Origin of the sequence: Cognatazoarcus halotolerans, from assembly GCF_009800965.1 — a bacterium.
Lineage (GTDB): Bacteria > Pseudomonadota > Gammaproteobacteria > Burkholderiales > Rhodocyclaceae > Cognatazoarcus > Cognatazoarcus halotolerans.
The window spans coordinates 38,771-63,321 of the sequence record NZ_WUAF01000013.1 but is presented as its reverse complement, the minus strand read 5'-3'; the positions used below and the strand labels follow the sequence as shown (position 1 = coordinate 63,321).

The window sequence follows — 24,551 nt, the reverse complement described above, 5'->3', positions numbered from 1 at the left end:
CCGTTCAGCCTGGCAGGCCGTCGGCACGAGTGCTGACCAGCCAGCGGCCATAGCGCAGGACGAAGAGCACCAAGGCTGCCGCGAAGGCAAACCCGGCAAGCGTCACGAGTTCGGGCGACGCTCCCGGCAGTGCGGCCATGACGCGCAAGACGGTGGCCAGCAACATCAGGGCGTAGGCGGGAAGCTGATCGGACGGCAGTTCGAGACGCCTGCCAGTGTGGCCAAGCGCCGTGCGCGTCATCATGCCGAGGGTGAGCGTTCCGATTCCGCCGACGGCAATGATGTGAGTCGCGGCCTGAATCAACCATGGGTGCTGGGGCAACGCGAGTGCCGCGCCGGTCACGCCGAGGCCGAGCGCGGTGAGACTGTAGCCGACGTACAGGATCCACAGCAGGGGCTGACGGAGCAGCCCGGAGTGGCTGTTGCGCCATAGCAAGCAAAGGTTGAGCAGCATGCCGCCAATGCCGACGGGTAGCGCAATGGGTGACGCGATGCCGAGAACAAGCATCGCCGCCATCAGCAATGGTGCGGCGATCGCCGCGAGCCCCATCCGGCGGGGATGGGTGACCTGCGGGCGGCCAAGCGCGCGATGGGTGAAGAACGGAATCACCCGCAGGCCGATGACCCCGATGAAACCGGCGACCATCAGAAGACCTGCCTGGAGAACCCTTAACGGGTCGATGGCCACTCTGGCGCTCGAGGCGAGAAGAAAGAGACCGTCAGTGAGCGCAAAGGCGAGCAGCAGGATAACCAGTCCATAGTTGCGGCGATTGCGGCTACGCACGACCGGTACCGCGAGTGCTACGGCCGAAAGAAGCAGGAAGCCGGCCGACAGTGTGCCGGTGATGATCGGCGTACCGGTCTCGACGGCCGCGGCGATCCGGGCGGACGACCACACCGCCACCAGAACGGCCAGCGGGGTACCGGAAAGCGTCCGGTGGCCAGTCCAGGTAGCGGAAGCCGTTAGCAAAAAGCCGACCACCGCGGCGCCCGCATAGCCCCAGATCATCTCGTGCCCGTGCCACAGGATCCCAGGTAGCGCGGAGCTGCCCGCGAAACCAAGCACCCAGGCGAGGGTCGAGATCGCGCCGAACAGTGCGGCCGCCAGATAGAGCGGCCGAAAAGCCATGGCGGTAAAGGCTGCCCATCCGGGTTGCGCGAGCGGGAGGCGAACACGGGGCTCGTCGATTCGCAGGACTGTCATGGCTCATCCCGCCGAGAAATTGCCAAGCGTGTGGTGGGAGGCGAGGCGAACCACGTAGCCGATCTTGAACAGGGCAGCCGATATCGGGAGCAAAAGGTGAGCGGCGATCTGCACGCCAAAGCCGATTCGGTCTGCGAGCGGGTACGCCAGCATGGTGGTGACGATCATGGCCAGCGCGGCGACGACCATGGTGATTCGGCTGATCGCGAGGATCTTGCGGGCCTTTGGGCGAGGGTCGGTCATTTTCCTGTTTCTCCGTTGGGGGGCGGGTTCTCGGGCGGCCCCGCGCGACATCGTTGCGGGACCATGTGCTTCGTGCAGCTACTCTTCGAGCAGATGCCGCTTTGGCGTTACCGTGGCCCATTCATCGGCATCGGGCGGGGCATCGGTGGTCTCGATGATCCTCGGCCAGACGGCGGCGAGGCGCGCGTTCAGGGAGAGGTATTCCTGCTGCTCCGCCGACAGATCGTCCTCGGGCAGGATGGCGTCGACCGGGCATTCGGCGATGCAGAGGGTGCAGTCGATGCATTCCTGAGGATCGATCACCAGCATGTTGGGGCCCGCCCGGAAAGCGTCGACCGGGCAGACGTCGACACAGTCGGTGTATTTGCAGCGGATGCAGGCTTCGGTGACGACGTGGGTCATGGCCGAAACGCCTTGTTCGCCTGCGCCGGATCCATGCGGGCCTGAAAGCCGCTTTTGGCGGTTGGGGGGGGCTGGTGGAGGGCTGTGATCATGTCTTCAGCTCATTGCAGGGTGTGTTCAATAAGATGCATTGTAAAAGCATCTTTAAAAGAGTCAACAAAAATGAATCTTTTTGCCTCATGCTCGGCGACTGCTAGGATGGGCGCCATGGAGGGCATCGATGAACATCACCCAGCACACCGATTACGCTTTGCGCGTGCTGATCTATCTGGGGGCCTGCCCGGAGCGCAGGGTCACCATCAAGGAGATCTCCGAGCGATTCGATATTTCCCGCAGCCATCTCATGAAGATCGTGAACCGTCTAGTGACCGACGGCTTTGTAGAAGGCCTGCGGGGAAAGGGCGGGGGCATTCGCCTGAAGCGATCACCTGCCGAAATCTGTGTGGGCGACGTGATACGCCGCATGGAGCCTGGTTTCGATCTGGTCGATTGCTTTCAGGACGAATCGGCCTGCCTGCTCTCCGCGGGCTGTCGGCTGAAGAAGGCATTGCGCGACGCGCTGGAAGCGTTCCTCGCGTCGCTGGATGCGGTGATGCTGGCCGACCTGCTCGTCAACCCGCCGCGCCTGCGCGAGCAGTTGTCGATACCGTTGGTGCTGCAGGTGCGCTGAAGCGGTTATCGGGGTGCTCGTCTTCCTTTACCGATATGGTTCGGTTCGCCTCACAGCGCCCGGTCCGGTGCGCGGCGGGCGTCTGTTGCCCTCATTGAGTGCGTAACCGGCGCCGTGCCGGCCGCCGGGCTGCAATCGGCGTCCAAATCTCCGGGCATGGAACATGCTTGATTTTTTCCCGGACTTTTTGACGGATTGATTCGCCGCGGTAACCTTCATCTGCGTCGGGCCGTCCAACAAGAGCAGGAGGAGGTTCCCGTGAAATGGATTATCGCAATCATCAAGCCCCACAAGCTCGACGACGTTCGATCCGCGCTTGCGCAGTCCGGGGTGCAGGGCATTACGGTCACCGAGGTCAAGGGCTTCGGCCGTCAGAAAGGCCACGTCGAGACCTATCGCGGCGCGGAGTACGAGGTCGATTACGTCTCCAAGCTGAAGCTGGAAATTGCCGTGGGATCCGAACAGCTGGACGACGTTCTCGCGATCCTGGAGCAGTCGGCAAGCACCGGCACGATCGGAGACGGAAAGATCTTCACCATCGGTCTTGGCGAGAGCATCCGTATCCGGACCGGTGAAGGCGGCCTCAGCGCGATCCAGGGGTAGCGGCCGGCAGGTTCAGGTGGCCCCGGTCTTGCCGTCCGTCCCGCGGTGGGCGGCGATCTTGCCTATCCGGTGTTGAGCCGAGCGATAAAGTAGCCTGCAACGATGGCGGTGCCGATCACACCCGCAACGTTTGGTCCCATCGCATGCATCAGCAGGAAATTACCCGGATCGGCACGTTGACCTTCGATCTGGCTCACTCGCGCGGCCATCGGCACTGCCGAAACGCCGGCCGAGCCGATCAATGGATTGATCTTTTCTTTCGAGAACAGATTCATCAGCTTGGCCATCAATACGCCCGAGGCAGTGGAGATCGCGAAGGCGACGATGCCGAGGGCGAGAATCTTCAGGGTTTCCACCTGAAGGAAGCGGGCACCGGTCATGGTGATGCCCACCGAGGTACCGAGCAGGATCGTCACGATGTTGATGATCTCGTTCTGGGCTGCCTTGCTGAGCCGTTCGGTGACGCCGCATTCACGCAGGAAATTGCCGAGCATCAGCATTCCGATCAAGGCTGAGGCTGCCGGCACCAGAAGGATCACGAGCACCGTGACGATCAGCGCAAACGCCAGCTTTTCCGCCCGGGAAACCTGCCGTAGCGATTGCATCCGGATGGCGCGTTCCTGCCTTGTCGTCAGGGCGCGCATGATTGGTGGCTGAATGAGTGGCACCAGCGCCATGTACGAATAAGCCGCTACGGCAATCGGTGCCAACAATTCCGGCGCGAGTTTGTTGGCGAGAAAGATGGAGGTGGGGCCATCCGCACCGCCGATGATGCCGATGGCCGCGGCCTGATGGGTCGAGAAGCCGAGCAGCGTGGCGCCGATGAAAGTGGCGAACACGCCAAACTGTGCGGCCGCGCCAAGCAGGAACGTGCGTGGATTGGCGATTACCGGGCCGAAATCGGTCAGCGCGCCAACCCCGAGGAAGATGATCGGCGGAAAGAGCTCGAGATGAACGCCCTGTGCGATGTAGTAGAAGAGGCCGCCCGGGACGTCTCCCATCGGTGCATTGACCATCCCCTCGGTCGGGAGGTTTGCGAGCAGCGCCCCGAATGCGATCGGCACCAGCAGCAAAGGCTCGAAGTTCCTGGCGACCGCGAGATACAGCAATATGCAGCTTACCGCCCACATGATCACCATTTGCACTGTAAGTTGCCCGAAGGCGGTGAGCGAGATGAATTCGTTCAGCATGCCCATCGGGCGATCCCCTGCTCGACGGCACGGCGGTGTTGGCGGATGGAGTCCATCTTTTAGCTTATCGACAGCAGCGGCTGCCCTTCGGACACGGTACTGCCGGTCGCGACCCTGATCGTGTCGATCGTGCCGGCACGCGGCGCAAACACGTAGGTATTCATCTTCATCGCTTCGAGTACCAAGAGCTGCTGCCCTTCGGCCACCTGCTGCCCCGCCTGGACGTCGATCGCGACTACCGTTGCCGCCAGCGGACTGGCGATATCGCCAGCCTTGCCCGGTGCGGACGGCGTCGCGGCGGGGCGGCTCAAGTCACGCCGAGATGGGGCGTTCGGGGATGGCGCCTGTGCCCGCGGCGGGAATTGCTCCGCGCTTGCCGGCGCCGATGCGGGCTCGAGCTCTTCGACGCTGACTTCGTACGGTGTCCCATCGACGGTGATTCGGAATGTCCTCATTGCGTCCTCTTGTGATCCGCTCCGTGCGTCAGCGCGGGGTCGGGAAGATCGTGGTCGGTGTGTGGCGGGCCGGGCATCGCCCAGTCCCAGCGCACGCGATTGCCGTGCGACGAGGCGTGGTCGCTGCGGCCTTCGTGCGACCAGCCGGCCGCTAGATGGCCCGGCGCCCGCACGGTGACAACGCGTCCACGGCCATCGGTTACGACGGCGACCGCGGCAGCTATGGCCGCTACATGCGTCGACGGTATGGTGGGCATGGCCGACCTTTGATCCGGGGGTGGGGCCGCGGTTCGCATCGCATGTCGGGTGGTCGTCGCAAAGACCCGTCCGATCGCGGCGCTGACCATCCACAGCAGTGCGAGTGTGGCCAGCACGAGTGCGAAACCGGAGAGAACGAAGCCGAGGGCGTCGACGAGGATCATGACGGATCTTCCGGCATGGCTAGAGGGGAATGTTTCCGTGCTTCTTGTGCGGACGCGCTTCCCGCTTGGACAACAGTGAGCGCAGCGCCAGCGATATCGCCGCCCGGGTGCGGCGAGGCAGTATCACGTCGTGGACGAACATGTGTGCAGCGGACTGATATGGCGAGGCGAATCTGGCACGGTATTCCTCGATCAGTTCGCGACGGCGCCCGGTCTTGTCGTCGGCCTCTTCGATCTCCTTTCGGTAAAGGATATTGACCGCGCCTTCGGCGCCCATGACTGCAATCTCGGCGGTCGGCCAGGCCAGGACCAGATCGGCGCCCATGTCGCGCGAGCACATCGCCAGGAAAGCGCCGCCGTATGCCTTCCGCATGATTACCGTGATCTTCGGAACGGTCGATGCGCCATAGGCGAATAGCATCTTGGCGCCGTGACGGATGATGCCCTGTTTTTCCTGCGCAATGCCGGGCAGGAAGCCGGGCACGTCGACCAGCGTCACCAGCGGAATGTTGAAGATGTTGCAGAGGCGGATGAATCGCGCGCCCTTGTCCGAAGCATCGATGTCCAGGCTGCCCGCCTTGACCTGCGGTTGATTCGCGACGAAGCCGACGACCACGCCATCGATTCTGCCAAGTCCAATCACGAGGTTCCGCGCGAAGTCGGCCTGCACCTCGAGAAAACTGTTGTCGTCCGCGATGCGCATGATGATGCCCTTCACGTCGTAGGCCATCTTTGCATCCTCGGGCATCAAGGCTTCGATGCCATTGTCATCGCGCAGTGTGATCTCATCATCCATGTGGTGCGGCGGATCCATCATGTTGTTCGAGGGCAGGTAGCCGAGCAACGCGCGAACCAGCTCCAGCGCATGACGGTCGTCCTCGGCAACGAAATGGATGTTGCCCGAATCCCTTGCATGGGCTTCAGCCGAGCCGATCTCTTCCATTGTGGTGTGCTGGCCGGTGACCGCGCGGATGACTTCGGGTCCGCAGATGAACATGCTCGCCGAACGCCTGGTCATGATCACGAAATCCATCAGTGCCGGCGAGTACACTGCGCCGCCCGCGCAGGGGCCGCAGATCACTGCAATCTGTGGTACCACGCCGGAGAGCAGCACATTGCGGTTGAACACCTGGCCATAGCCCGAAAGACTCTCCACGCCTTCCTGGATGCGCGCGCCACCCGAGTCGTTGAAGCCGATGATGGGCATTCCACCCCGTCCGGCGTGGTCCATCAACTCGCAGATCTTGCGGGCGTGTACCGTACCGAGTGACCCCCCTGCAATCATGAAGTCCTGGCTGAAGCCTGCGACCGGGCGTCCGTCGATAAAGCCGATACCCGTGATCACGCCGTCGGTGGGCAAGGTCTTGCCCTCCATGCCGAAGCCGTGCGTCTGGTGTTGGGCATGAAGGCCGAATTCCTGGAAGGTGTGCTCCGCGTAAAGGCCCTCGAGTCGCTCGCGGGCGGTCAGCAAACCCTTTTCATGACGTCGGGCGATTCTTTCAGCGCCGCCGGACTCGAGCGCCTTGGCCCGTCGATGTTCGAGATCGTCGATCAGCTTCTTGTCGATCGCCATGAATTTCCTTGGATGCGGGAAAGGCTGCCGCCTTTGCGGTGGCGAACCTGAACAGTAGCATGGGCATGCGACGGATATGTGCCGGAACCGCCCACGGGGACGGTTTGCTCCGGTCTTCCCGCGGGCGGTCGAAAACCGACGACCCCAAGCCGCTGGTTTGCCGTAATCGGGCGCGGCCAGACTGTCCGGCCGGGGCCACCTTCGGGCCCATAAGGAATAAGGGCCTGCATTTCTGCAAGCCCCCGAATTGGTTGGTGGTGATGGGCAGAATCGAACTGCCGACCTATGGGTTATGAATCCATCGCTCTAACCGTCTGAGCTACATCACCGACCGAGCCGATGAATATAGCGGGTCAGGCATTGCGCGTCAATATCCTCGCAATGCGCCGGTATTGCGCCGCTTGGTTGTCGAGGCATCTGCCGTCAAGCTGTAAGTGTTGATTTATAAGGCTTTTGCATTGACATCAAGGGGGCGATCATGGATCATCCGTGTCTTGTGGCTCTTGTCGGCGATAGCGGAAAATCTGTGCGCACATTGCGTCTCGTCTTGTTGGCCGTGTTCGGCTGTGTGTTTTTCTCGCAGGCGCAGGCTGCCGTAACCCGGCCGATCCCGCTCGCCGCCAAACGTGTGGTCATGGCTTTCTCGGGCGGCAATTCCGTTGAATTTGCAGGTGGAGTTCGGACGTTGAGCCCGGGAGCGCAGATTCGCGACGTACACAACCGGATCGTCCTGCCCGGGGCGATGTCCGGTGTATATACGGTGCGCGCTCTGATCGATAACAATGAGCAGGTTCACCGGGTCTGGATCCTCACCCCTGAAGAACTCGCGGTGCCTGATCCCAAGCAGTGATTTCCCCCAACAAATGAAGAAACTCTACATCCGCACTTTCGGGTGCCAGATGAACGAGTACGACTCCGACAAGATGGCGGACGTGCTCGGTGCTTCCGAAGGCCTCACCAAGACCGACAATCCAGAAGAGGCTGATGTCATTCTTTTCAACACCTGCTCGGTGCGCGAGAAGGCTCAGGAGCGTGTCTTCCACGACCTTGGCCGGGTGAAGCATCTCAAGCAGCTGAATCCGAACCTGATCATCGGTGTGGGCGGTTGCGTGGCGAGCCAGGAGGGCGATGCGATCGTGCGGCGCGCACCCTATGTCGACGTGGTGTTCGGGCCGCAGACCCTGCATCGGCTGCCCGGGCTGATTGCCGAGCGCAAGTCGTCGGGCCGCTCGCAGGTGGACATCTCCTTCCCCGAGATCGAGAAGTTCGACAATCTGCCGCCCGCGCGGGTCGAGGGCGCGACGGCGTTCGTGTCGATCATGGAGGGGTGCTCCAAGTACTGTACTTTCTGCATCGTCCCCTATACCCGTGGCGACGAGATCTATCGTCCCCTTGGCGACATCCTTGCCGAGATCGCCGGTCTGGTGGAGCAGGGCGTCAAGGAAGTGACCCTGCTGGGCCAGAACGTCAATGCCTGGCGTGCGCCGATGGCACCGGACAGCGATGAGATGGCCGATTTCGCCTTCCTGCTGGAGTGCGTGCACGACATCCCGGGCATCGAGCGCCTGCGCTACACCACCTCGCATCCGCGTGAGATGACGCAACGCGTGGTCGAGGCCTATGCTCGGCTGCCAAAGCTGGTGTCCCATCTGCATCTGCCGGTACAGTCCGGCTCCGACCGGGTGCTGGCGGCGATGAAGCGCGGCTACACGGTGCTTGAGTTCAAGTCTCTGGTGCGCAAGTTGCGTGCGGCGCGGCCGGATCTTTCGCTTTCGTCGGATTTCATCGTCGGATTCCCCGGTGAAACGGAAGCCGATTTCGAAGCCACGATGAAACTCATCGAGGAGGTCGGCTTCGATGCCTCGTTCAGTTTCATCTACAGTGCCCGACCCGGTACGCCCGCGGCCGATCTGGCGGACGATACGCCGCAGGACGTCAAGCTCAAGCGTCTCGCACGGCTGCAGAAGCGCATCGACGAGCAGGCGGCGGTGATCAGCGAGCGCATGGTCGGGTCGCGTCAACGCATCCTTGTCGAGGCGGTATCGAAAAAGAATGCGGATGAGCTGGCCGGGCGCACCGACAACAACCGGGTGGTCAATTTTGCCGGGAATCCGCGTCTCATCAATCAGTTCATCGAGGTGAACATCGCCTCGGCAATGCCGCACAGCCTGCGCGGTGAAATCGTGATCCGGGAAGTCTGAGTGCCACGAACCATTGAAGTTGCCATGGAGCCAGCCGACAACCAGCGGCTGGCCAATCTCTGCGGTGTGCTCGACGAACACCTGCGTCAGATCGAAACGGCCTACGACGTTTCTATTGCGCGCCGTGGCGCGCATTTCAGCGTGGGCGGCACGCCGACCCAGGCCCGGCTGACCGTCAAGGCGTTGCGACATTTCTACGACAAGGCCGGTGAGGATCTGTCGATCGACGATATCCAGCTCGGGCTGATCGAACTCGCCAATGCCGGTGAGTCGGACCGTCCGGCGCCATCCTTGCTGACGCGCAAGTCTGAACTCCATGGCCGGACACCGCGGCAGGTCGAGTATCTGCGCAACATCCAGGAGCACGACATTACCTTCGGTATCGGTCCGGCCGGTACGGGCAAGACCTATCTCGCGGTGGCGAGTGCGGTCGATGCCTTCGAGCGTGATCTTGTCGAACGCATCATCCTTACGCGTCCGGCCGTAGAGGCGGGTGAGCGGCTGGGTTTCCTGCCTGGCGATCTGGCGCAGAAGGTCGATCCGTACCTGCGGCCGCTCTACGATGCCCTCTACGATCTGATGGGCTTCGATCGCGTGGCCAAGCTCTTCGAGCGTGGCTCGATCGAGATCGCGCCGCTCGCCTTCATGCGGGGACGCACCCTCAATCACGCCTTCATCATTCTCGACGAGGCGCAGAACACCACGCCGGAGCAGATGAAGATGTTCCTGACCCGCATCGGCATCGGTGCCAAGGCGGTGGTCACCGGCGACCTGACTCAGGTCGACCTCCAGCGCGGACAGATCAGCGGCCTGCGCGAGGCGCGTGACGTGCTTGGCTCCGTGCGTGGGATCGCGACGACGCAGTTCCTCAAGGAGGACGTGGTACGCCATCCGCTGGTCGCCCGTATCGTCGAGGCCTACGAGCTGCGTGAGGCCAGGCGAGCACGCGAGGAGAAGGCGGAGAAAGCGGCGCGGCTGTTGCGTAACGATGATGTCGGGCAGGGCGCACGATGAGCGGTTTTCTTGCGATCGATGCCGACGGCAGGCGACGGCCTCTCAAGGCGCGCTCGCTCGAGCTGACGCTCCGCGATGGGCGCTGCCTGCAGCTCAGTCTCGGCGAAGGCGCTGACGAGCTCAGGCTCGCCGCGGAGGTCGATGGGGGCGTGGCTGTCATGCTCGTGCAACCCGTCTCCGCCAACATGCTTGCCGTGCGTGTTGCCGGACCCGCATCGGCGCAGACCGAACGGAGGCCACGGCTCGCGTTGTCGGTGCAGAAGGCGGTGCGCAAACGAGATGGCGCAGGTTTGCCCAGACGCCGTGACATCCGGCAATGGGCCAGTGCGGCGCTGGCCTGCGATGCGGAGATAACCGTCCGGATAGTCGATTCGGTCGAGGGGCAAGCGCTCAACAAGGCCTACCGGGGCAAGGACTACGCCACTAACGTGCTGACCTTCGTCTACCACGAGGGTGACGAGACCCCCCGGGCCGACGATGCACCACTTGCCGGCGACCTCGTGCTGTGCGCGCCGGTGGTGGCTGCCGAGGCTCTGGCGCAAGGCAAGTCGCTTCTCGCCCACTACGCTCATCTGGTGGTACATGGTGTGTTGCACCTTCAGGGCTACGATCACGAGAACGACGAGGATGCTGAGCGGATGGAATCGCGTGAGCGCGAGATTCTGGCAAACTTGGGCTATTCTGATCCCTATGTGGGCGAACAACAGACCTGATCTCGTATGTGACTTTGGTTGCTGAGCGATGCGCCATGGGTTGTGGCTGACGTCATTTCCCATCGCCCATCTCTCAAAAACCCTTCAAATGGACAGTTCCCCTCGACCTAGTTTGCTTGACCGTCTTTCATCGCTTCTCAGCAAGGAGCCCGAAGATCGCGACGAGCTTCTTGCCCTGCTGCACTCCGCCTACGAGCGGAGCCTGATCGATGGCGACGCGCTTTCGATCATAGAGGGCGCGCTTCAGGTTTCCGACATGCAGGTTCGGGACGTCATGATCCCGCGCGCCCAGATGGACATCGTCCATGTCGTCGACCCCATGGAGGAGATCGTCAATTTTGCAGTCGAAACCGCCCACTCGCGCTTCCCGGTAGTCGGCGAAAACAAGGACGACGTGATCGGTATCCTGCTGGCCAAGGATTTGCTGCGCTATTTCGCCGGCAAGGAGTTCGATCTGCGCGACATGCTGCGCCCGGCGGTGTTCGTGCCCGAGTCCAAGCGGTTGAACGTGCTGCTCCGTGAGTTCCGGATCAGTCGCAATCACATGGCAATCGTGGTTGACGAGTACGGCGGCGTGTCAGGCCTGGTGACGATCGAGGACGTCCTCGAGCAGATCGTCGGTGATATCGAGGACGAGTACGATTTCGATGAGGCGGAGGACAATATCCGCCTCGATCAGGCTGGTCGCTACCGCGTCAAGGCCACCACCGAGATAGAGGATTTCAACGAGGCGTTCGGCTGCAGCTTCTCCGACGAGGAGGTCGATACCGTCGGAGGGCTGGTGATTCGTCAGCTGGGGCGCTTGCCCAAGCGCGGCGAGATCATCCCGCTCGAGGGCTTCAAGGTGCAGGTGCTGCGCGCAGACAGCCGTCGCGTTCACACATTATTGGTCGAGAAGGTCGCTGTCGCACCACCGGTGGCGGGGGGGTAATGCGCTTCAGCGTGCTTCTCGCCGCGCTTGCTGGATTTGTCGCGGTCGGGGCCTTTGCGCCCTTCGGTCTGTTTCCGCTGGCGCCCCTTTCGCTGGCCCTGCTGTTCAGTTTCCTGCGGCGGGCCCAAGGGCCGGGACACGGGTTCTCGCTGGGTTTCGGCTGGGGGCTGGGGTTCTTTCTGGGCGGGGTCTCGTGGCTCTACGTGGCGTTGAATCGGTACGGCGGCATGCCGCCGGCCCTGGCCGGATTCGCGATCTTTCTTTTCTGCGCTTATCTCGCCTTGTTCTACGCGGGTGTCGGAGCCCTGTACGTACGTCTCGCGCGTGGCGGATTGTGGCGCGACGCGCTGCTGGTGGCGGGCTTGTGGAGCTTCTCCGAGTGGCTGCGTGGAACCCTGCTGACCGGATTCCCGTGGCTATCGATCGGCTACTCGCAGACCCCGCCGAGCCCGTTGGCCGGCTTCGCGCCAGTGGTCGGAGTTTACGGCATAGGTTTTCTGGTGGCACTGGTCGGTGCCCTCATCGCTTTTGCGCCATGGCGAAAGGCGTCGCCGGCGCCCGCGGTGCTGGCGATTGTCGTGGTGCTGGGGGCAGGGGCGGCGCTTCGGCGGGAAGCATGGACCGAGCCGACCGGCGAGCCAGTATCCGTGGTCCTGCTGCAGACCAACATCGAACAAGGCCTCAAGTGGGAGCCGCAGATGCTGCAGCGATGGCTGCAGGTCAATCTCGACCTGGTTCGGGAAAATCCGGCCCAGCTCGTGGTCCTGCCCGAGACGACCTTGCCAATGCTCGCCGATCAGTTGCCGCGTGGCTACCTCGACACCTTGTCGGATGCTGTCGAAGGCGCCAGCGGCGATCTGGTTCTTGGTGTGTTTACCCGGAGTCCTGCGGGCGAGGTCAGCAACTCCGCGATCAGCCTTGGCGTTTCTGAGCGGCAGCAGTACGCCAAGCATCACCTCGTGCCCTTCGGCGAATATTCGCCCCCGAGCTTTGGCTGGTTCTACAAATACGCCAAGATTCCCATGTCGGACCAGACTCCCGGTGCGCCCGATCAGCTGCCGCTGGAACTGGCAGGACAGCGGATTGCGGTGAACATCTGTTACGAAGATCTGTTTGGTGCCGAGATCGCGCACCGGGCGGCAGGCGCCAGCCTGCAGTTGAATCTTTCCAATCTGGCCTGGTACGGGGATTCGCTCGCGCAACCGCAGCATCTGCAGATCGCTCGCATGCGCGCGCTCGAGACCGGTCGCCCGATGCTGCGTGCAACCAATACCGGAATGACCGCGGTGATCCAGCCCGATGGCCGTGTGAGTGGTGTGCTACCGGCATTCCAGAGCGGAGCGTTGAGGGCCGAGGTACGCGGCTACGAGGGCGTGACGCCATATATTGAGTATGGCGACCGACCGGCGTTGGCCCTGATCCTCGCGGCAATCTTTATTTCACTGGCATTCGGTCGCCGGCGTGTTGGCGCTATGATCCACGAGTGACGATTCGGCGCGAAGCGCGCATTGTCAGCAACTTGGCAGCGAGTGCGCTCGCGTTTGCGGACCTTCGATGGCGCGTGACGTCGACTGGTGACGAAGGCAAGAATGGCTCAGAGTACTGAAGCACCTGACAGGACCCGCTGGCATCAGTTGAGCGTTGGCGCCGTACTCGACATGCTCGGGACCCACGCGGCGAACGGTTTGAGTGACGAGGAGGCAGCGCGGCGCCTTGACGCGCATGGGCCCAATGCACTTCCCGCTCCCGTCGGCAGGAGTGTGGTTCTGCGCCTCCTGCTGCAGTTTCACCAACCGCTGATCTACATTCTGATTGCATCGGCCGTCGTCACCTTCGCGCTCGGCGAATGGATCGATTCGGGCGTGATAGCCGGTGTCGTGCTGGTCAATGCCTTGGTCGGTTTCGTTCAGGAGGGGCGGGCGGAAAACGCCCTAGCGGCGCTTGCGAGAAGCGTGGCCAGCGACGCTACCGTGCAGCGTGACGGCCGCAGGCTGCGCCTGGACGCACGGTCGCTGGTGCCCGGAGATGTCGTATGGCTGGCTGCCGGTGACCGTGTCCCGGCGGACATGCGCATCATCGATGCGCGATCGATGCAGACGGCCGAAGCGGCACTGACCGGCGAATCCTCGGCGGTGGGCAAGCAGAGCGAAGCGCTCGCGCCGGAAACTCCGCTGGCTGATCGCGTGAACATGGCCTTCGCCGGCACCATGGTGGTGTCCGGCCAAGCCAGCGGGGTCGTGGTGGCGACCGGCGAAATGACCGAGACTGGCCACATCTCGCGAATGATCCGGGAAACCGACCTGCTCGCCACGCCGCTGACCCGTGCCATGGCGAAGTTTTCGAATCTGATGCTGGTGGTGATCCTCGCCCTGGCAGTGCTGACCTTTGCGGTCGGCATGCTGCGGGGCGAGCACTGGCTGGAGATGTTCATGGCCGCGGTGGCGCTGGCGGTAGGGGCCATTCCCGAAGGCCTGCCGGCGGCGATTACGGTGACGCTGGCGATTGGTGTCGCCCGCATGGCCAGGCGACGGGCGATCATACGGCGCCTGCCCGCGGTCGAGACGCTTGGCAGTACGACCGTGATTTGTTCCGACAAGACAGGAACGCTCACCGAGAACCAGATGACCGTGCGCGAGTTGTACGCCGGGGGGCTGCGCTTCGAGGTGAGTGGAGACGGCTATGCACCGCTCGGGACAATCGGTCCGATCGACGCGACCGGTGGGGCAGGTGGGTGTTCTGCTGCATTACGCGATCTGTTGGTGGCCGGAGTGCTCTGCAATGATGCCTCGCTGGCGGGGTCGAGCGAAGGTGGCTGGCGCGTTACCGGCGATCCCACCGAAGCGGCCCTGCTTGTGGTTGCCCGCAAGGCCGGCATATCGGAGACGTCGTTACGCGCGTCCGCCCCGCGCTTCGACGAGATTCCCTTCGATTCGGAGCGGCAGTTCATGGCGACGATGCATCGACTCGACGGCGCGCGCGTGATGTTCGTGAAGGGGGCGGTCGAACGCATACTGTCGCGCTGCAACCGGATGCTGGATGAAACCGGCCAGGCCGTGGCCTTCGATGCCCGGGCTGTGCTGGCGGAGGCGCAAGCGTTGGCGTCGCGCGGTCTTCGGGTGCTGGCCTTCGCCCGGAGAGAGGGCGACGCTCCCGTGCTTGCGGAGGGGACGCTCGAGGCCGGACTGGTGTTCATCGGTTTGCAGGCCATGCTTGACCCGCCCCGTAGGGAAGCGATCGTTGCGGTCGCGCATTGTCAGCGGGCCGGCATCCGGGTCAAGATGATCACCGGTGATCATGCCGGCACTGCACTCGCGATTGCGCGACAGATCGGCATCGCGGATCCCGCCTCGGAGGTGCTCTCCGGCCGTGAACTCGCGGCGCTGGACAACGATGCGCTGCGTCGTGCTGCATCGACCGTACCGGTTTTCGCGCGGGTCGAGCCTGAGCAGAAGCTGCGGCTGGTGAGGGCCCTGCAGGCCGAAGGCGAAGTCGTGGCGATGACCGGGGACGGGGTGAACGACGCGCCGGCGCTCAAGGCCGCCGATATCGGCGTCGCCATGGGGGCTGGGGGCACCGAGGTGGCCAAGGAGGCTGCGGCGATGGTGCTCACCGATGACAACTTCGCAAGCATCGAAGCGGCGGTCGAAGAGGGGCGCGGGATCTTCGACAACCTGCGTAAATTCATCGCATGGACTCTGCCAACGAATTTCGGCGAAGGTCTGGTGATCCTTGTTGCTGTGCTGGCGGGGGTGACATTGCCGATTACGCCGCTGCAGATCCTCTGGATCAACATGACTACCGCCGTCCTGCTCGGGCTGACGCTCGCCTTCGAGCCGGTCGAGCAGGACGTGATGCTGCGGCCGCCGCGAGCGCCGGCGGCCCCGATCCTCGATCCGGTGCTCATCCTGCGCATCGTGCTGGTCGGCGTACTCTTGCTTGCCGGCGCTTTCGGGCTTTTCATGCGTTGGGAGGCGCTCGGTGCAAGTCTTGCGGAAACGCGCACCATCGCGGCCAACGTCTTCGTTGCCGGCGAAGTGTTCTACCTGTTCAACTGTCGTTCCCTGACTTCACCGTTCTGGCGGCTTGGCTGGTTTTCGAACATGTGGCTGTGGGGCGGAGTGCTGCTGACGGTGCTGTTGCAGATCGGCTTTACCTACCTGCCGGTGATGAATCGGCTGTTTGGCACGGCACCGCTTGGCGTTGCCGAGTGGCTGGAGATTCTCGCCGCGGGGTTCATCGTGATGCTTTTCGTCGGTGCCGAGAAGGCTTTGCGCCGACGGCGTGTCGCACCCGGAGGGTAAGCGCCCCGATCCAGCGGCGACAGATTGCCCTGCGTACCTTCCGTTTGCGTTTCGCGCGCATCGCAAAAGCAAGTAAAATCGCGGTTTTACCTCATCGCGGCTGCATTTCGGCCCACTTTCCATGAGCGTCACGAAACCGACCTTCCAGCAAGTCATCCTCACCCTGCAGCATTTCTGGGGCGATCGCGGCTGTGTGCTGCTGCAGCCCTACGACCTCGAAGTCGGAGCCGGCACCTCGCACACCGCCACCTTCCTGCGCGCGATCGGTCCCGAACCCTGGAATGCTGCCTACGTGCAGCCCTCGCGGCGCCCCAAGGACGGCCGCTATGGCGAAAATCCCAACCGCCTGCAGCACTACTACCAGTTTCAGGTGGTGCTCAAGCCGTCGCCGCTGGAGATTCAGGAGCTTTATCTAGACAGCCTGCGTGCGCTGGGTATCGATCCGAATGTGCACGACATCCGTTTCGTCGAGGATGACTGGGAGAACCCTACGCTCGGCGCGTGGGGGCTGGGCTGGGAGGTGTGGCTGGACGGCATGGAGGTGACGCAATTCACCTATTTCCAGCAGGTCGGCGGCATCGACTGCAAGCCGGTCCTCGGGGAGATTACCTATGGGCTGGAGCGCCTGGCGATGTATCTGCAGGGCGTTGAGAACGTCTATGACCTCGTCTGGGCGGTCTATCCGGACGGCTCCAAAGTGACCTATGGCGATGTCTTTCATCAGAACGAGGTCGAGCAATCGACCTTCAACTTCGAACACTCGAACGTGGATTTCCTCTTCTCGCTTTTCTCCAGTTATGAATCCGAGGCGAAACGCATTATGGAGGCTGGATTGGCCCTGCCGGCCTACGAGATGGTCCTGAAAGCCGGCCATACCTTCAACCTGCTCGATGCGAGAGGCGCCATCTCGGTGACCGAACGTGCTGCCTACATCGGGCGTATTCGCAACCTCTCCCGCGCGGTTGCACAGGCTTATTTCGAATCGCGCGAGGCGCTTGGTTTCCCGATGCTGCAGGCGAGCAGCAAGGAGACCGCGTAATGTCGAACGCGACCCTGCTCGTAGAATTGCTGACGGAAGAACTGCCGCCCAAGGCGCTTCCCCGCCTCGGTGAGACCTTCGCCATGAAGATCCGCGAAGGCCTGGGCGCCCGCGACCTGTTGCTGGCGAACGAAGGCATGCGATGGTTTGCGAGTCCTCGCAGGCTGGCGGTGACGATTCCCGCGGTGGCCACACGTGCCCCTGCACGAGAAGTGACCGAAAAACTCATGCCGGTGGCTGTGGCGCTTGACGCCGACGGCAGGCCCACCCCTGCGCTGCTCAAGAAGATGCAGGCCAAGGGCATTCCGGAGTCCGCGGTGGCCAGCTTCGAGCGCCGCGTGGACGGAAAGGCCGAGGCGCTGTTTTACACCAGCGCCGTTGATGGTGCGACGCTTGCGGGTGTTCTGGAAACGGTGGTCCAGGAGGCGATCAAGGCCTTGCCGATTCCCAAGGTGATGCGCTGGGGGGACGGTGACGCGACCTTCGTGCGGCCGGTGCATCTGTTGACCATGCTGCATGGTGGCGAGGTGGTGCCGGGCCGGGTGCTGGATCTCGATTCGGGGCGCCTCACCCGTGGGCATCGTTTCATGAGTCGCGGTGAGATTGAAATCGCCAGCGCCGATGCCTACGAACCGACCCTGATGGCTGAAGGCAAGGTAATCGCCCATTTCGGCGATCGGCGCGCCGACATCGAGACGCAGCTGATCGAGGCCGCCACGCGTGAGAATGCCAGTCTTGGTGAGTACGCGGATCTCCTCGACGAGGTGACTGCGCTGGTCGAGCACCCCACCGTCTATGTCGGCGAGTTCGAAGCCGAGTTTCTGGCCGTGCCGCAGGAGTGTCTGATCCTGACCATGCGTGCCAACCAGAAGTACTTCCCCTTGTTCGATACGAACGGAAAACTCCTGAGCCGCTTCCTGATCGTTTCGAACATGCGTGTTGCGGATCCGGCCAACATCATCACCGGCAACCAGCGCGTGGTGCGACCGCGCCTGTCCGATGCCCGCTTCTTCTTCGAGCAGGATCGGAAACAAACGCTGGAAAGTCGCCTCCCGAGGCTCGCCAAGGTGGTCTACCACAACAGGATCGGAAATCAGCTCGAACGGATCGAACGGCTCGAGGCCCTGGCGGGAAAAATTGCCCATCGGCTCGGGGCGGATGTCGCTGCGGCCCGGCGTGCCGCGCGTCTCGCCAAGGCGGATCTGGTCACCGAAATGGTTGGCGAATTTCCGGAACTCCAGGGGGTCATCGGACGCTATTACGCGCTCAACGACGGAGAGGGTGAGGTTGTGGCGGACGCCGTCGCAGAGCACTATCGTCCAAGGTTTGCCGGCGACGCGCTGCCTCGGGGGAACGTGGCTTGCGCCGTGTCGCTCGCGGACAAGCTCGATGCAATGGTCGGGTTTTTCGGGATCGGGATGGTCCCGACCGGAGACAAGGATCCCTTCGGTCTGCGTCGCGCGGCGCTTGGCGTGTTGCGTATTCTCATCGAATCCCCGTTGCCGCTGGACCTCGGTGAGCTGATCGGCGACTGCGCAGCGGGATTCAAGCCAGGGATCCTCGCAGATGGCTTCGATACCCAGCTGCTGGATTTCATGCTCGAGCGGCTGCGTAACCTGTTGCGCGACGAGGGCCGGCCGCAGGCCGCGGTGGATGCGGTGTTGGCACAACGCCCGAGCCGGGTCGATCTCGTGCCGCTCAAGCTCGCTGCCGTTCTCGATTTCCAGAAGATGCCCGAGGCGGAAGCCCTGACTGCGGCAAACAAGCGCATCGTGAATATTCTCCGAAAGGCCGAGGGCGCCTTGCCCGATGCCGACGTGACCTTGTTGCAGGAGGTGGCGGAGAAGGAACTGTTCAACCAGATCGTGGTGGCGGAGCCTTTGGTTCGATCACATTTCGAGAACGGCAATTACACCGAGTCGCTCACCGTGCTGGCGGGTCTTCGCAACAGCGTCGACCGTTTCTTCGACGAGGTCATGGTCATGGCGGAGGAGCCCTTGATTCGTCGGAACCGTCTGGCCTTGCTGGCGCAACTTGCTGGACTGATGAAGCGCGTGGCCGATATTTCAAGATTGTCTTGAATTACCTGGCGCATCGTCTGTGAGTCCGAGGGGGCCCGAATTGCGATGCGCTCTTCCATCAAGCAGAGTGTTGGCATGAAACTGATCATTCTCGATCGAGATGGCGTCATCAACGAAGACTCCGAGCAGTTCATCAAGTCTCCCGAAGAATGGCACCCCATTCCGGGCTCTCTCGAGGCCATTGCACGCTTGAACCAATGGGGATGGCGGGTCGTCGTTGCATCGAATCAGTCCGGCGTGGGGCGAGGGCTTTTCGACATGGACACGCTCAACTCCATTCACGAAAAGATGGTCAAGTCGCTGGCACAGGCAGGCGGGGGGCGCATCGACGCAATATTTTTCTGCCCGCATGCGGCCGATTCGACCTGTGATTGCCGCAAGCCGAAACCAGGTCTGCTCAAGCAGATCGCGGAGCGTTTCAATGTCGATCTTGCCGGCGTACCGACAGTAGGTGACAGCATGCGAGACTTGCTGGCTGGCGAGGCGGTCGGATGCGCTCCGTATCTGGTCCTTACCGGAAAGGGGGCGAGGACCAGAGAGGATCCCGCCTTGCCCCCAGAGACGCGGGTATTTCCCGACCTTGCGGCGGTCGTCGCCGAACTCACAGCTTGAGCAATATCGTGAATCTGATTCGGTCCGTCCTCTTCGCAATCGTGCTGTTGATCGTGACCCCGCCGGTTGCACTCTTCGCGTTTCTTACCTTCCCGTTGAAACCTCATACACGTTATCGACTGATCACTGTCTGGACCGACGTTGTAATGTGGTTTGTCCGCTATCTGCTGGGAATCCGCTACAAGGTTCTCGGCAAGGAGAACTTGCCGACCGAGCCCGCGGTGATCCTGTGCAAGCATCAGTCGGCATGGGAGACGATGGCGCTTCAACACATCTTCCCTCCGCTGTCGTTCGTGTTGAAGCGCGAGTTGCTGAAAGTGCCGTTTTTCGGGTGGGGTTTGAGCCAGCTGCCGGTAATTTCCATCGACAGGTCAGCCGGAAAAGATGCGTTGGCGCAGGTCGAGGAACAGGGACGGCGTCGACTCGAGGAGGGTTTCTGGGTTGTTGTATTTCCAGAGGGAACACGGATTGCGGTCGGTGCGAAGAAGCGCTACAAGGTCGGAGGCGCCTATCTCGCAAGCAGAACGGGGGCCCGGGTGGTTCCGGTGGCACACAATGCCGGAGAGTTCTGGCCGAGAAATGCCTTTGTCAAACGACCGGGAGAGATTCTGGTCAGCATCGGCCCAGCGATAGATACCGTGGGACTCGCGCCGGAGGAGATCAATACGCGTGCCCAAGCCTGGATCGAAGCCGAAATGCACCGCTTGTTCCCTCACCACTACCGCTAGATTTCGGATTGCAATATCGCCGATTGGTGATTTCCGCTGCTCTCGCGCAGCCATGCGGTCTTTCTACGGATACCGCATCTGAACAGATCCGATTACGTTCCCGCATATTGAATCGCGCCTGACAAAGAAAAAGCCCCGCGTCACGCGGGGCTTCTCTTGCCGATCCAGACGGCAATTAGGCCGCTTTCTTGGATCCGGCCTTGCTCGTCGAAGCGCCAACTGCCTTGACGGTTGCGCTGGTCGCGGCAGCGACGTTCGCTTCGGCGATTTCCGCAACCTGCTTGGCAGCCTTGGTCATACTGTCATAAGCCGAGTTGGCTGCCGCGATTGCAGACTTGACTGCAGCTACGGCAACGTCGGAGCCGGCGGGCGCCGATTTGGCTGCCTTTTCGAGAGCGGCGGCAACGTTCTTGTTCGCTTCGCTCATTTGCCCCTCGACAACCTTGGCAACCTCTTCCTGGGCCTGGGAGGTGATCTCGTACACATTGCGGCTGTAGGCAACGGCCTTCTCGATCATCGGTTGGGCCATGGCGGTCTGCAGGCTTACCAGTTCCTGGAGATCCTTCGCCGCGAGCAGCGCCTTGGCGTTCGCGACGCCATCTTCCAGCACCGAACGAGCGGTGTTCAGGTTCAGTGCGGCAAGGCGCTCTGCGTTTGCGAACGCAGTGTTGGCCAAGGTCAGAACGACTTCGATGTTTGCCTTGTTGGTAGCAGCGAGCTGCTCGGGTGTTGCGAACATGCCTGTATCTCCTAGTGGTGAAGCGGTGTCAAAGCGTTTTACGCAGCCACACTGTTCTGTTTTTATGTTGCGCTGCGACACGATCCGAATTATAGGAGAAGTCGATTCGAAGTCAACTTGATGGCGAGTATTGACGACCTACTAGTGCGGGCAAACGTTTGTTTGAAAAAATTTCACTTTAAACAGTAACTTGTGTTTGTTTTTCTCGAGTTTTTAATGAGGTTGAAAAAATGCTGCCGGAATTTGCAGTGGATTTCTGCACGGCAGCATTCTGGACACTCTTGCAGGGCTGAATCGTGTTCAGCGGTGCTTGAACTCGGGTTTGCGCTTCGCGACGAAAGCGGCCATGCCTTCCTTCTGATCGTCCAGCGCAAAGGCGGAGTGGAAAACCCTCCTCTCGAAAAGCAGACCTTCCTGCAGACCGCTTTCGAAGGCCCTGTTGACCGATTCCTTGATCATCATGACCACGGGCAGCGAGTAAGCCGCAATGGTCTGGGCTGCTGCTAGGGTTTCTTCCATGAGGTTGTCGGCGGGGATGACTCGCGCCACGAGTCCACACCGTTCCGCTTCTGTCGCGTCCATCATGCGCGCAGTCAGGCACATGTCCATGGCCTTGGCCTTGCCAACCGCACGCGGCAGCCGCTGGGTGCCGCCCGCACCTGGCAGAATGCCGAGTTTTACTTCCGGTTGGCCAAACCTCGCGGTGTCCGCGGCGAAAATCATGTCGCACATCATCGCAAGTTCGCAGCCACCGCCGAGCGCGAAGCCGGCAACGGCCGCGATGACGGGTTTTCGGCAGGTCTTGACCCGCTCCCAGTTACGGGTGATGTAGTCGCCCTTGTAGGCGTCCATATAGGAAAACTCGGCCATTGCGCCGATGTCTGCGCCGGCAGCGAAGGCCTTGTCGGATCCGGTGATGACGATTGCGCCAATGCCTTCATCGGCTTCGAAACGGTCGAGCGCCTTGCCGATCTCGTCGACCAGCGCATCGTTGAGTGCGTTGAGCGCCTTGGGTCTGTTGAGCGTAATCAGCCCTACACGGTCACGGCTTTCAACAAGAATGTTTTCGTATTCCATCGATTCTCCTTTCTCGGTGTTTTGCGCCTAGTGTGAATGGAGGGAGCGTGACAGACTCCCGCCGGGTAAAGCGTCCGTCTATTGAGAAACCCGTTTCTAGTTGGAGCCCGGACTCTGCGGTGTCGTGGCCGGCGCAGACGGAATGCCTTTGGGCTGGATGACCGCTTTTACCCGCGGGCTGCTCTCACTGGAGGATGTGCCCGGCGCCCTGCCATTGGTCACGAGGTAGTTCTCCGTCATGCCGTCGTACTCGATGTATTGTCCCTTGACCAGATCACCGCCGCTCCGTACCTCGGCACGCCCTACCAGGGTCGCCTTCTCTGTGCGGCCGTCGTATTCGATTTTCTCGGCAAGCCCTTCCACGAATTCGTTGCGACCTTCACGTCGCTGCCTGAAACTTGCACGTCCGTCGGCCCCCCCTATCGCTACGCCCTTCTGGAATCCATCTTCATTTTGTGTAACGACCAGACGGTTGCCGCGGATCGACAGCGTGCCCTGGCTGAGGATCACGTTACCCTCGAAGGTATGCGTCTTGTTGCGGTCGTCCACTGACACGCGGTCGGCCTCGATATTGACCGGTTGCTTGCTGTCGGCGCGTTCGGCATGGGCGGCCATGCTTGCCAGGGTCATCGAGAGACAGGCTATCAGGAGGCGGATTGGCATCTTGCTTACCGGGAGAAGGTGGCCTTGACTCCGCCACCGAGTTGTAGATTGCCGCGCAGATTGTCGGCTGAGAGTGTTGCTGCGGTGACCGTGTTGGTGCCTTCGCGATAGGAGACCGGTACCGCGCTTTCCACCTTTTCGGTATCGGGCCAGATAGTCAGTGCTTCCGTGCGTATTTCGCCTTGCGGTTTGCCCGCCGAAGCTTCGCGCACAACGATGACGTTGCCTTCCAGCAAAACACGTTCGCCATTGGTGCTCACGGATCCTGTGGTTGCGCTTGCGTGGGAAGTACGGTCCACCCCGTAAAAACGGAGTTTCGGCTCGTCGAGATCGGTGCGACCGTCAAGCGGAAAGTGACGCATGGTTCGGGCAGAGAGCTCATATTGCAGGCGCCCAGCGGAATCAAAGCGATGAACGGAAAAGCGCTCGACCACCATGTCCGGGCCGCTCGAGGCTGCAACGGGCACGCTTTGCTCTACCGGCCTCGAGATCCGCTCGAGCCATAGCGTAACGGCCGCCAGCGCGCCAAGCGCAACGACTGGAAAAAGCCGGTGTAGCGTATCGGCTCGCATGCCGCTACTGGGGGCTGAGCATGCTCAGATCACCTTGGCGCGCATCAGGTCCAGGGTGGTGAGGGCACCGAGCAAGGTATTGTGCTCGTCGCTCACAAGAAGCTGGCTGATGCGGGCCGACTCCATTACGGCAGCGGCTTCGGCGGCGAGCGCGTCCGGCGAAATCGTGCGGGGAGACCTCGTCATCACCTCGATTACCGAAGCATGACGCACGTCGACGCCCCGCTCGAAAGTGCGTCGCAAGTCGCCGTCGGTAAAGATACCGATGATCGCGTGCTGTTCTCCGACCACCGCCGCCATGCCCATTCCTCCGCGAGACATTTCGAGCAGGACGCTCGTGAGCTTCGCCTCGGGCCCGACCTGGGGTACCGTGTCGATCCCGCGCATCACGTCGCTTACCCGGGTAAGGAGGCGTCGCCCCAACGTACCGCCAGGATGCGAGCGCGCAAAATCGTTCGTGTCGAAACCTCGTGCATCGAGTAAGGCCACTGCGAGCGCGTCACCGAGCGCAAGGGCCGCGGTGGTGCTGGCTGTCGGTGCCAGATTGAGCGGGCATGCTTCTTCCGCAACGGCGCTGTCAAGATGGACGTCGGCCGCCTGCGCGAGCGGAGAGGCGGGGTTCCCGGTCATGGCAATCAGCTTGGCGCCCTGACGTTTCACCAGGGGAACGATGGTGAGGAGTTCCTCGCTCGCCCCTGAGTTGGACAGGGCGATGACGATGTCCTCCGGAGTGATCATGCCGAGATCACCATGCGCGGCTTCGGCTGCGTGGACGAAGTAAGCCGGTGTGCCTGTGCTGGCGAGCGTGGCCGCAAGCTTGCGACCGATATGCCCGGTCTTGCCGATCCCGGTTACGATCACTCTGCCGTGGCGGTTGAGCACCAGTTCGACGGCCGCGAGGAACTCGCCGTTCAGGCGGTCAGCCAGTGCGTCGACCGCGCGGGCTTCGATATGCAGAACACGACGGGCCAGTTCCAGGCTGTGTTCAAGAATGTCCGGCGTTGTCATCATTTCGTTGAGCGGCAGGCAGGCGTTAGACTAGGCTGAAAAGTATAACAGACGGGCATTGCCCGATCGGTTGCCGCACCGCCCGTTCAAAGCGTTCTCGGTATAGATGA

The 24,551-nt window shown here is 62.0% G+C and carries 25 protein-coding genes and 1 tRNA gene; 13 read left to right on the top strand and 13 right to left on the bottom strand.

Going from position 1 to position 24,551, the window contains the following annotated elements; translation table 11 throughout:
• Window positions 1–4: 4 nt before the first annotated feature.
• The 3 genes from GQB03_RS16365 to fdxA form a co-directional block, all read right to left on the bottom strand.
• On the bottom strand, window positions 5–1,204 hold the full coding sequence (locus tag GQB03_RS16365; protein ID WP_159691701.1) for an NnrS family protein: 1,200 nt from the start codon (window positions 1,202–1,204) through the stop codon (window positions 5–7).
• A gap of 3 nt (window positions 1,205–1,207) precedes the next feature.
• Window positions 1,208–1,447, bottom strand: a complete 240-nt coding sequence (locus tag GQB03_RS16360; protein WP_159691699.1) for a hypothetical protein — start codon at window positions 1,445–1,447, stop codon at window positions 1,208–1,210.
• A 78-nt stretch (window positions 1,448–1,525) separates the two neighbouring features.
• The gene (gene fdxA / locus GQB03_RS16355; RefSeq protein WP_159691697.1) at window positions 1,526–1,849 is read right to left on the bottom strand and encodes a ferredoxin FdxA; all 324 of its coding nucleotides are present in this window, start codon (window positions 1,847–1,849) and stop codon (window positions 1,526–1,528) included.
• A gap of 220 nt (window positions 1,850–2,069) precedes the next feature.
• On the opposite strand from fdxA, the gene GQB03_RS16350 reads away from it, so the two are divergent.
• Complete coding sequence (locus GQB03_RS16350) at window positions 2,070–2,519, top strand: Rrf2 family transcriptional regulator (RefSeq protein WP_159691696.1); 450 nt, start codon at window positions 2,070–2,072, stop codon at window positions 2,517–2,519.
• A gap of 258 nt (window positions 2,520–2,777) precedes the next feature.
• Window positions 2,778–3,122, top strand: coding sequence for a P-II family nitrogen regulator (locus GQB03_RS16345; protein WP_159691694.1), 345 nt, complete (start codon window positions 2,778–2,780; stop codon window positions 3,120–3,122).
• 62 nt (window positions 3,123–3,184) lie between these two features.
• Here the strand turns inward: GQB03_RS16345 and GQB03_RS16340 are convergent, their stop codons facing one another.
• From GQB03_RS16340 to GQB03_RS16320, 5 genes are all read right to left on the bottom strand, one after another.
• Window positions 3,185–4,318: a sodium ion-translocating decarboxylase subunit beta gene (locus GQB03_RS16340; RefSeq protein ID WP_159691692.1), complete on the bottom strand. Its 1,134-nt coding sequence runs from the start codon at window positions 4,316–4,318 to the stop codon at window positions 3,185–3,187.
• A gap of 53 nt (window positions 4,319–4,371) precedes the next feature.
• On the bottom strand, window positions 4,372–4,767 hold the full coding sequence (locus GQB03_RS16335; RefSeq protein ID WP_159691690.1) for a biotin/lipoyl-containing protein: 396 nt from the start codon (window positions 4,765–4,767) through the stop codon (window positions 4,372–4,374).
• Window positions 4,764–5,189, bottom strand: coding sequence for an OadG family transporter subunit (locus GQB03_RS16330; RefSeq protein ID WP_159691688.1), 426 nt, complete (start codon window positions 5,187–5,189; stop codon window positions 4,764–4,766). Before GQB03_RS16330 ends, GQB03_RS16335 begins: the two co-directional genes overlap by 4 nt.
• 19 nt (window positions 5,190–5,208) lie before the next feature.
• Window positions 5,209–6,762 carry an acyl-CoA carboxylase subunit beta gene (locus tag GQB03_RS16325; RefSeq protein ID WP_159691686.1) on the bottom strand — a complete coding sequence of 518 codons (1,554 nt, stop codon included), beginning with the start codon at window positions 6,760–6,762 and terminating at the stop codon, window positions 5,209–5,211.
• A gap of 252 nt (window positions 6,763–7,014) precedes the next feature.
• Window positions 7,015–7,091 (bottom strand) — tRNA-Met (locus GQB03_RS16320).
• Window positions 7,092–7,240: 149 nt separating this feature from the next.
• Between GQB03_RS16320 and GQB03_RS16315 the strand changes: the two genes are divergently transcribed.
• The 11 genes from GQB03_RS16315 to GQB03_RS16265 all read left to right on the top strand — a co-directional run bounded on the left by GQB03_RS16315 (window position 7,241) and on the right by GQB03_RS16265 (window position 20,382).
• On the top strand, window positions 7,241–7,612 hold the full coding sequence (locus tag GQB03_RS16315; RefSeq protein ID WP_235027099.1) for a hypothetical protein: 372 nt from the start codon (window positions 7,241–7,243) through the stop codon (window positions 7,610–7,612).
• Window positions 7,613–7,625: 13 nt separating this feature from the next.
• A complete protein-coding gene (miaB, locus tag GQB03_RS16310; protein ID WP_159691684.1) occupies window positions 7,626–8,963 on the top strand; it encodes a tRNA (N6-isopentenyl adenosine(37)-C2)-methylthiotransferase MiaB in 1,338 nt (445 codons plus the stop codon).
• Window positions 8,964–9,977, top strand: a complete 1,014-nt coding sequence (locus GQB03_RS16305; protein ID WP_159691682.1) for a PhoH family protein — start codon at window positions 8,964–8,966, stop codon at window positions 9,975–9,977.
• Window positions 9,974–10,690 carry an rRNA maturation RNase YbeY gene (gene ybeY / locus GQB03_RS16300; protein WP_159691680.1) on the top strand — a complete coding sequence of 239 codons (717 nt, stop codon included), beginning with the start codon at window positions 9,974–9,976 and terminating at the stop codon, window positions 10,688–10,690. Before GQB03_RS16305 ends, ybeY begins: the two co-directional genes overlap by 4 nt.
• A gap of 88 nt (window positions 10,691–10,778) precedes the next feature.
• Window positions 10,779–11,621 carry an HlyC/CorC family transporter gene (locus GQB03_RS16295; protein WP_159691678.1) on the top strand — a complete coding sequence of 281 codons (843 nt, stop codon included), beginning with the start codon at window positions 10,779–10,781 and terminating at the stop codon, window positions 11,619–11,621.
• Window positions 11,621–13,108: an apolipoprotein N-acyltransferase gene (lnt, locus tag GQB03_RS16290; RefSeq protein ID WP_159691676.1), complete on the top strand. Its 1,488-nt coding sequence runs from the start codon at window positions 11,621–11,623 to the stop codon at window positions 13,106–13,108. The genes GQB03_RS16295 and lnt overlap by 1 nt, the downstream gene beginning before the upstream one ends.
• A 102-nt stretch (window positions 13,109–13,210) precedes the next feature.
• Window positions 13,211–15,922, top strand: a complete 2,712-nt coding sequence (locus GQB03_RS16285) for a cation-translocating P-type ATPase (RefSeq protein ID WP_159691674.1) — start codon at window positions 13,211–13,213, stop codon at window positions 15,920–15,922.
• A gap of 121 nt (window positions 15,923–16,043) precedes the next feature.
• Window positions 16,044–16,961 (top strand): glycine--tRNA ligase subunit alpha, encoded by a 918-nt coding sequence (glyQ, locus tag GQB03_RS16280; protein WP_159691672.1) that lies wholly within the window; start codon window positions 16,044–16,046, stop codon window positions 16,959–16,961.
• Window positions 16,961–19,042, top strand: coding sequence for a glycine--tRNA ligase subunit beta (gene glyS, locus GQB03_RS16275; protein ID WP_159691670.1), 2,082 nt, complete (start codon window positions 16,961–16,963; stop codon window positions 19,040–19,042). Before glyQ ends, glyS begins: the two co-directional genes overlap by 1 nt.
• Before the next feature lie 75 nt (window positions 19,043–19,117).
• Window positions 19,118–19,654 carry a D-glycero-beta-D-manno-heptose 1,7-bisphosphate 7-phosphatase gene (gene gmhB, locus GQB03_RS16270; RefSeq protein ID WP_159691668.1) on the top strand — a complete coding sequence of 179 codons (537 nt, stop codon included), beginning with the start codon at window positions 19,118–19,120 and terminating at the stop codon, window positions 19,652–19,654.
• Between the two features lie 8 nt (window positions 19,655–19,662).
• Entirely contained in the window at window positions 19,663–20,382 is a 720-nt protein-coding gene (locus tag GQB03_RS16265) for a lysophospholipid acyltransferase family protein (protein ID WP_159691803.1), read from the top strand.
• Window positions 20,383–20,557: 175 nt separating this feature from the next.
• On the opposite strand, the gene phaP is transcribed toward GQB03_RS16265, so the two are convergent.
• From phaP to GQB03_RS16240, 5 genes are all read right to left on the bottom strand, one after another.
• Window positions 20,558–21,121, bottom strand: coding sequence for a phasin family protein (gene phaP / locus GQB03_RS16260; protein ID WP_159691801.1), 564 nt, complete (start codon window positions 21,119–21,121; stop codon window positions 20,558–20,560).
• A 300-nt stretch (window positions 21,122–21,421) separates the two neighbouring features.
• Window positions 21,422–22,198: an enoyl-CoA hydratase gene (locus tag GQB03_RS16255; protein WP_159691666.1), complete on the bottom strand. Its 777-nt coding sequence runs from the start codon at window positions 22,196–22,198 to the stop codon at window positions 21,422–21,424.
• 96 nt (window positions 22,199–22,294) lie between these two features.
• Window positions 22,295–22,861, bottom strand: a complete 567-nt coding sequence (lptA, locus tag GQB03_RS16250; RefSeq protein ID WP_159691664.1) for a lipopolysaccharide transport periplasmic protein LptA — start codon at window positions 22,859–22,861, stop codon at window positions 22,295–22,297.
• Window positions 22,862–22,866: 5 nt separating this feature from the next.
• Window positions 22,867–23,433: an LPS export ABC transporter periplasmic protein LptC gene (gene lptC, locus GQB03_RS16245; RefSeq protein WP_159691662.1), complete on the bottom strand. Its 567-nt coding sequence runs from the start codon at window positions 23,431–23,433 to the stop codon at window positions 22,867–22,869.
• A 24-nt stretch (window positions 23,434–23,457) separates the two neighbouring features.
• On the bottom strand, window positions 23,458–24,444 hold the full coding sequence (locus GQB03_RS16240) for a KpsF/GutQ family sugar-phosphate isomerase (RefSeq protein ID WP_159691660.1): 987 nt from the start codon (window positions 24,442–24,444) through the stop codon (window positions 23,458–23,460).
• Between the last annotated feature and the right edge of the window lie 107 nt (window positions 24,445–24,551).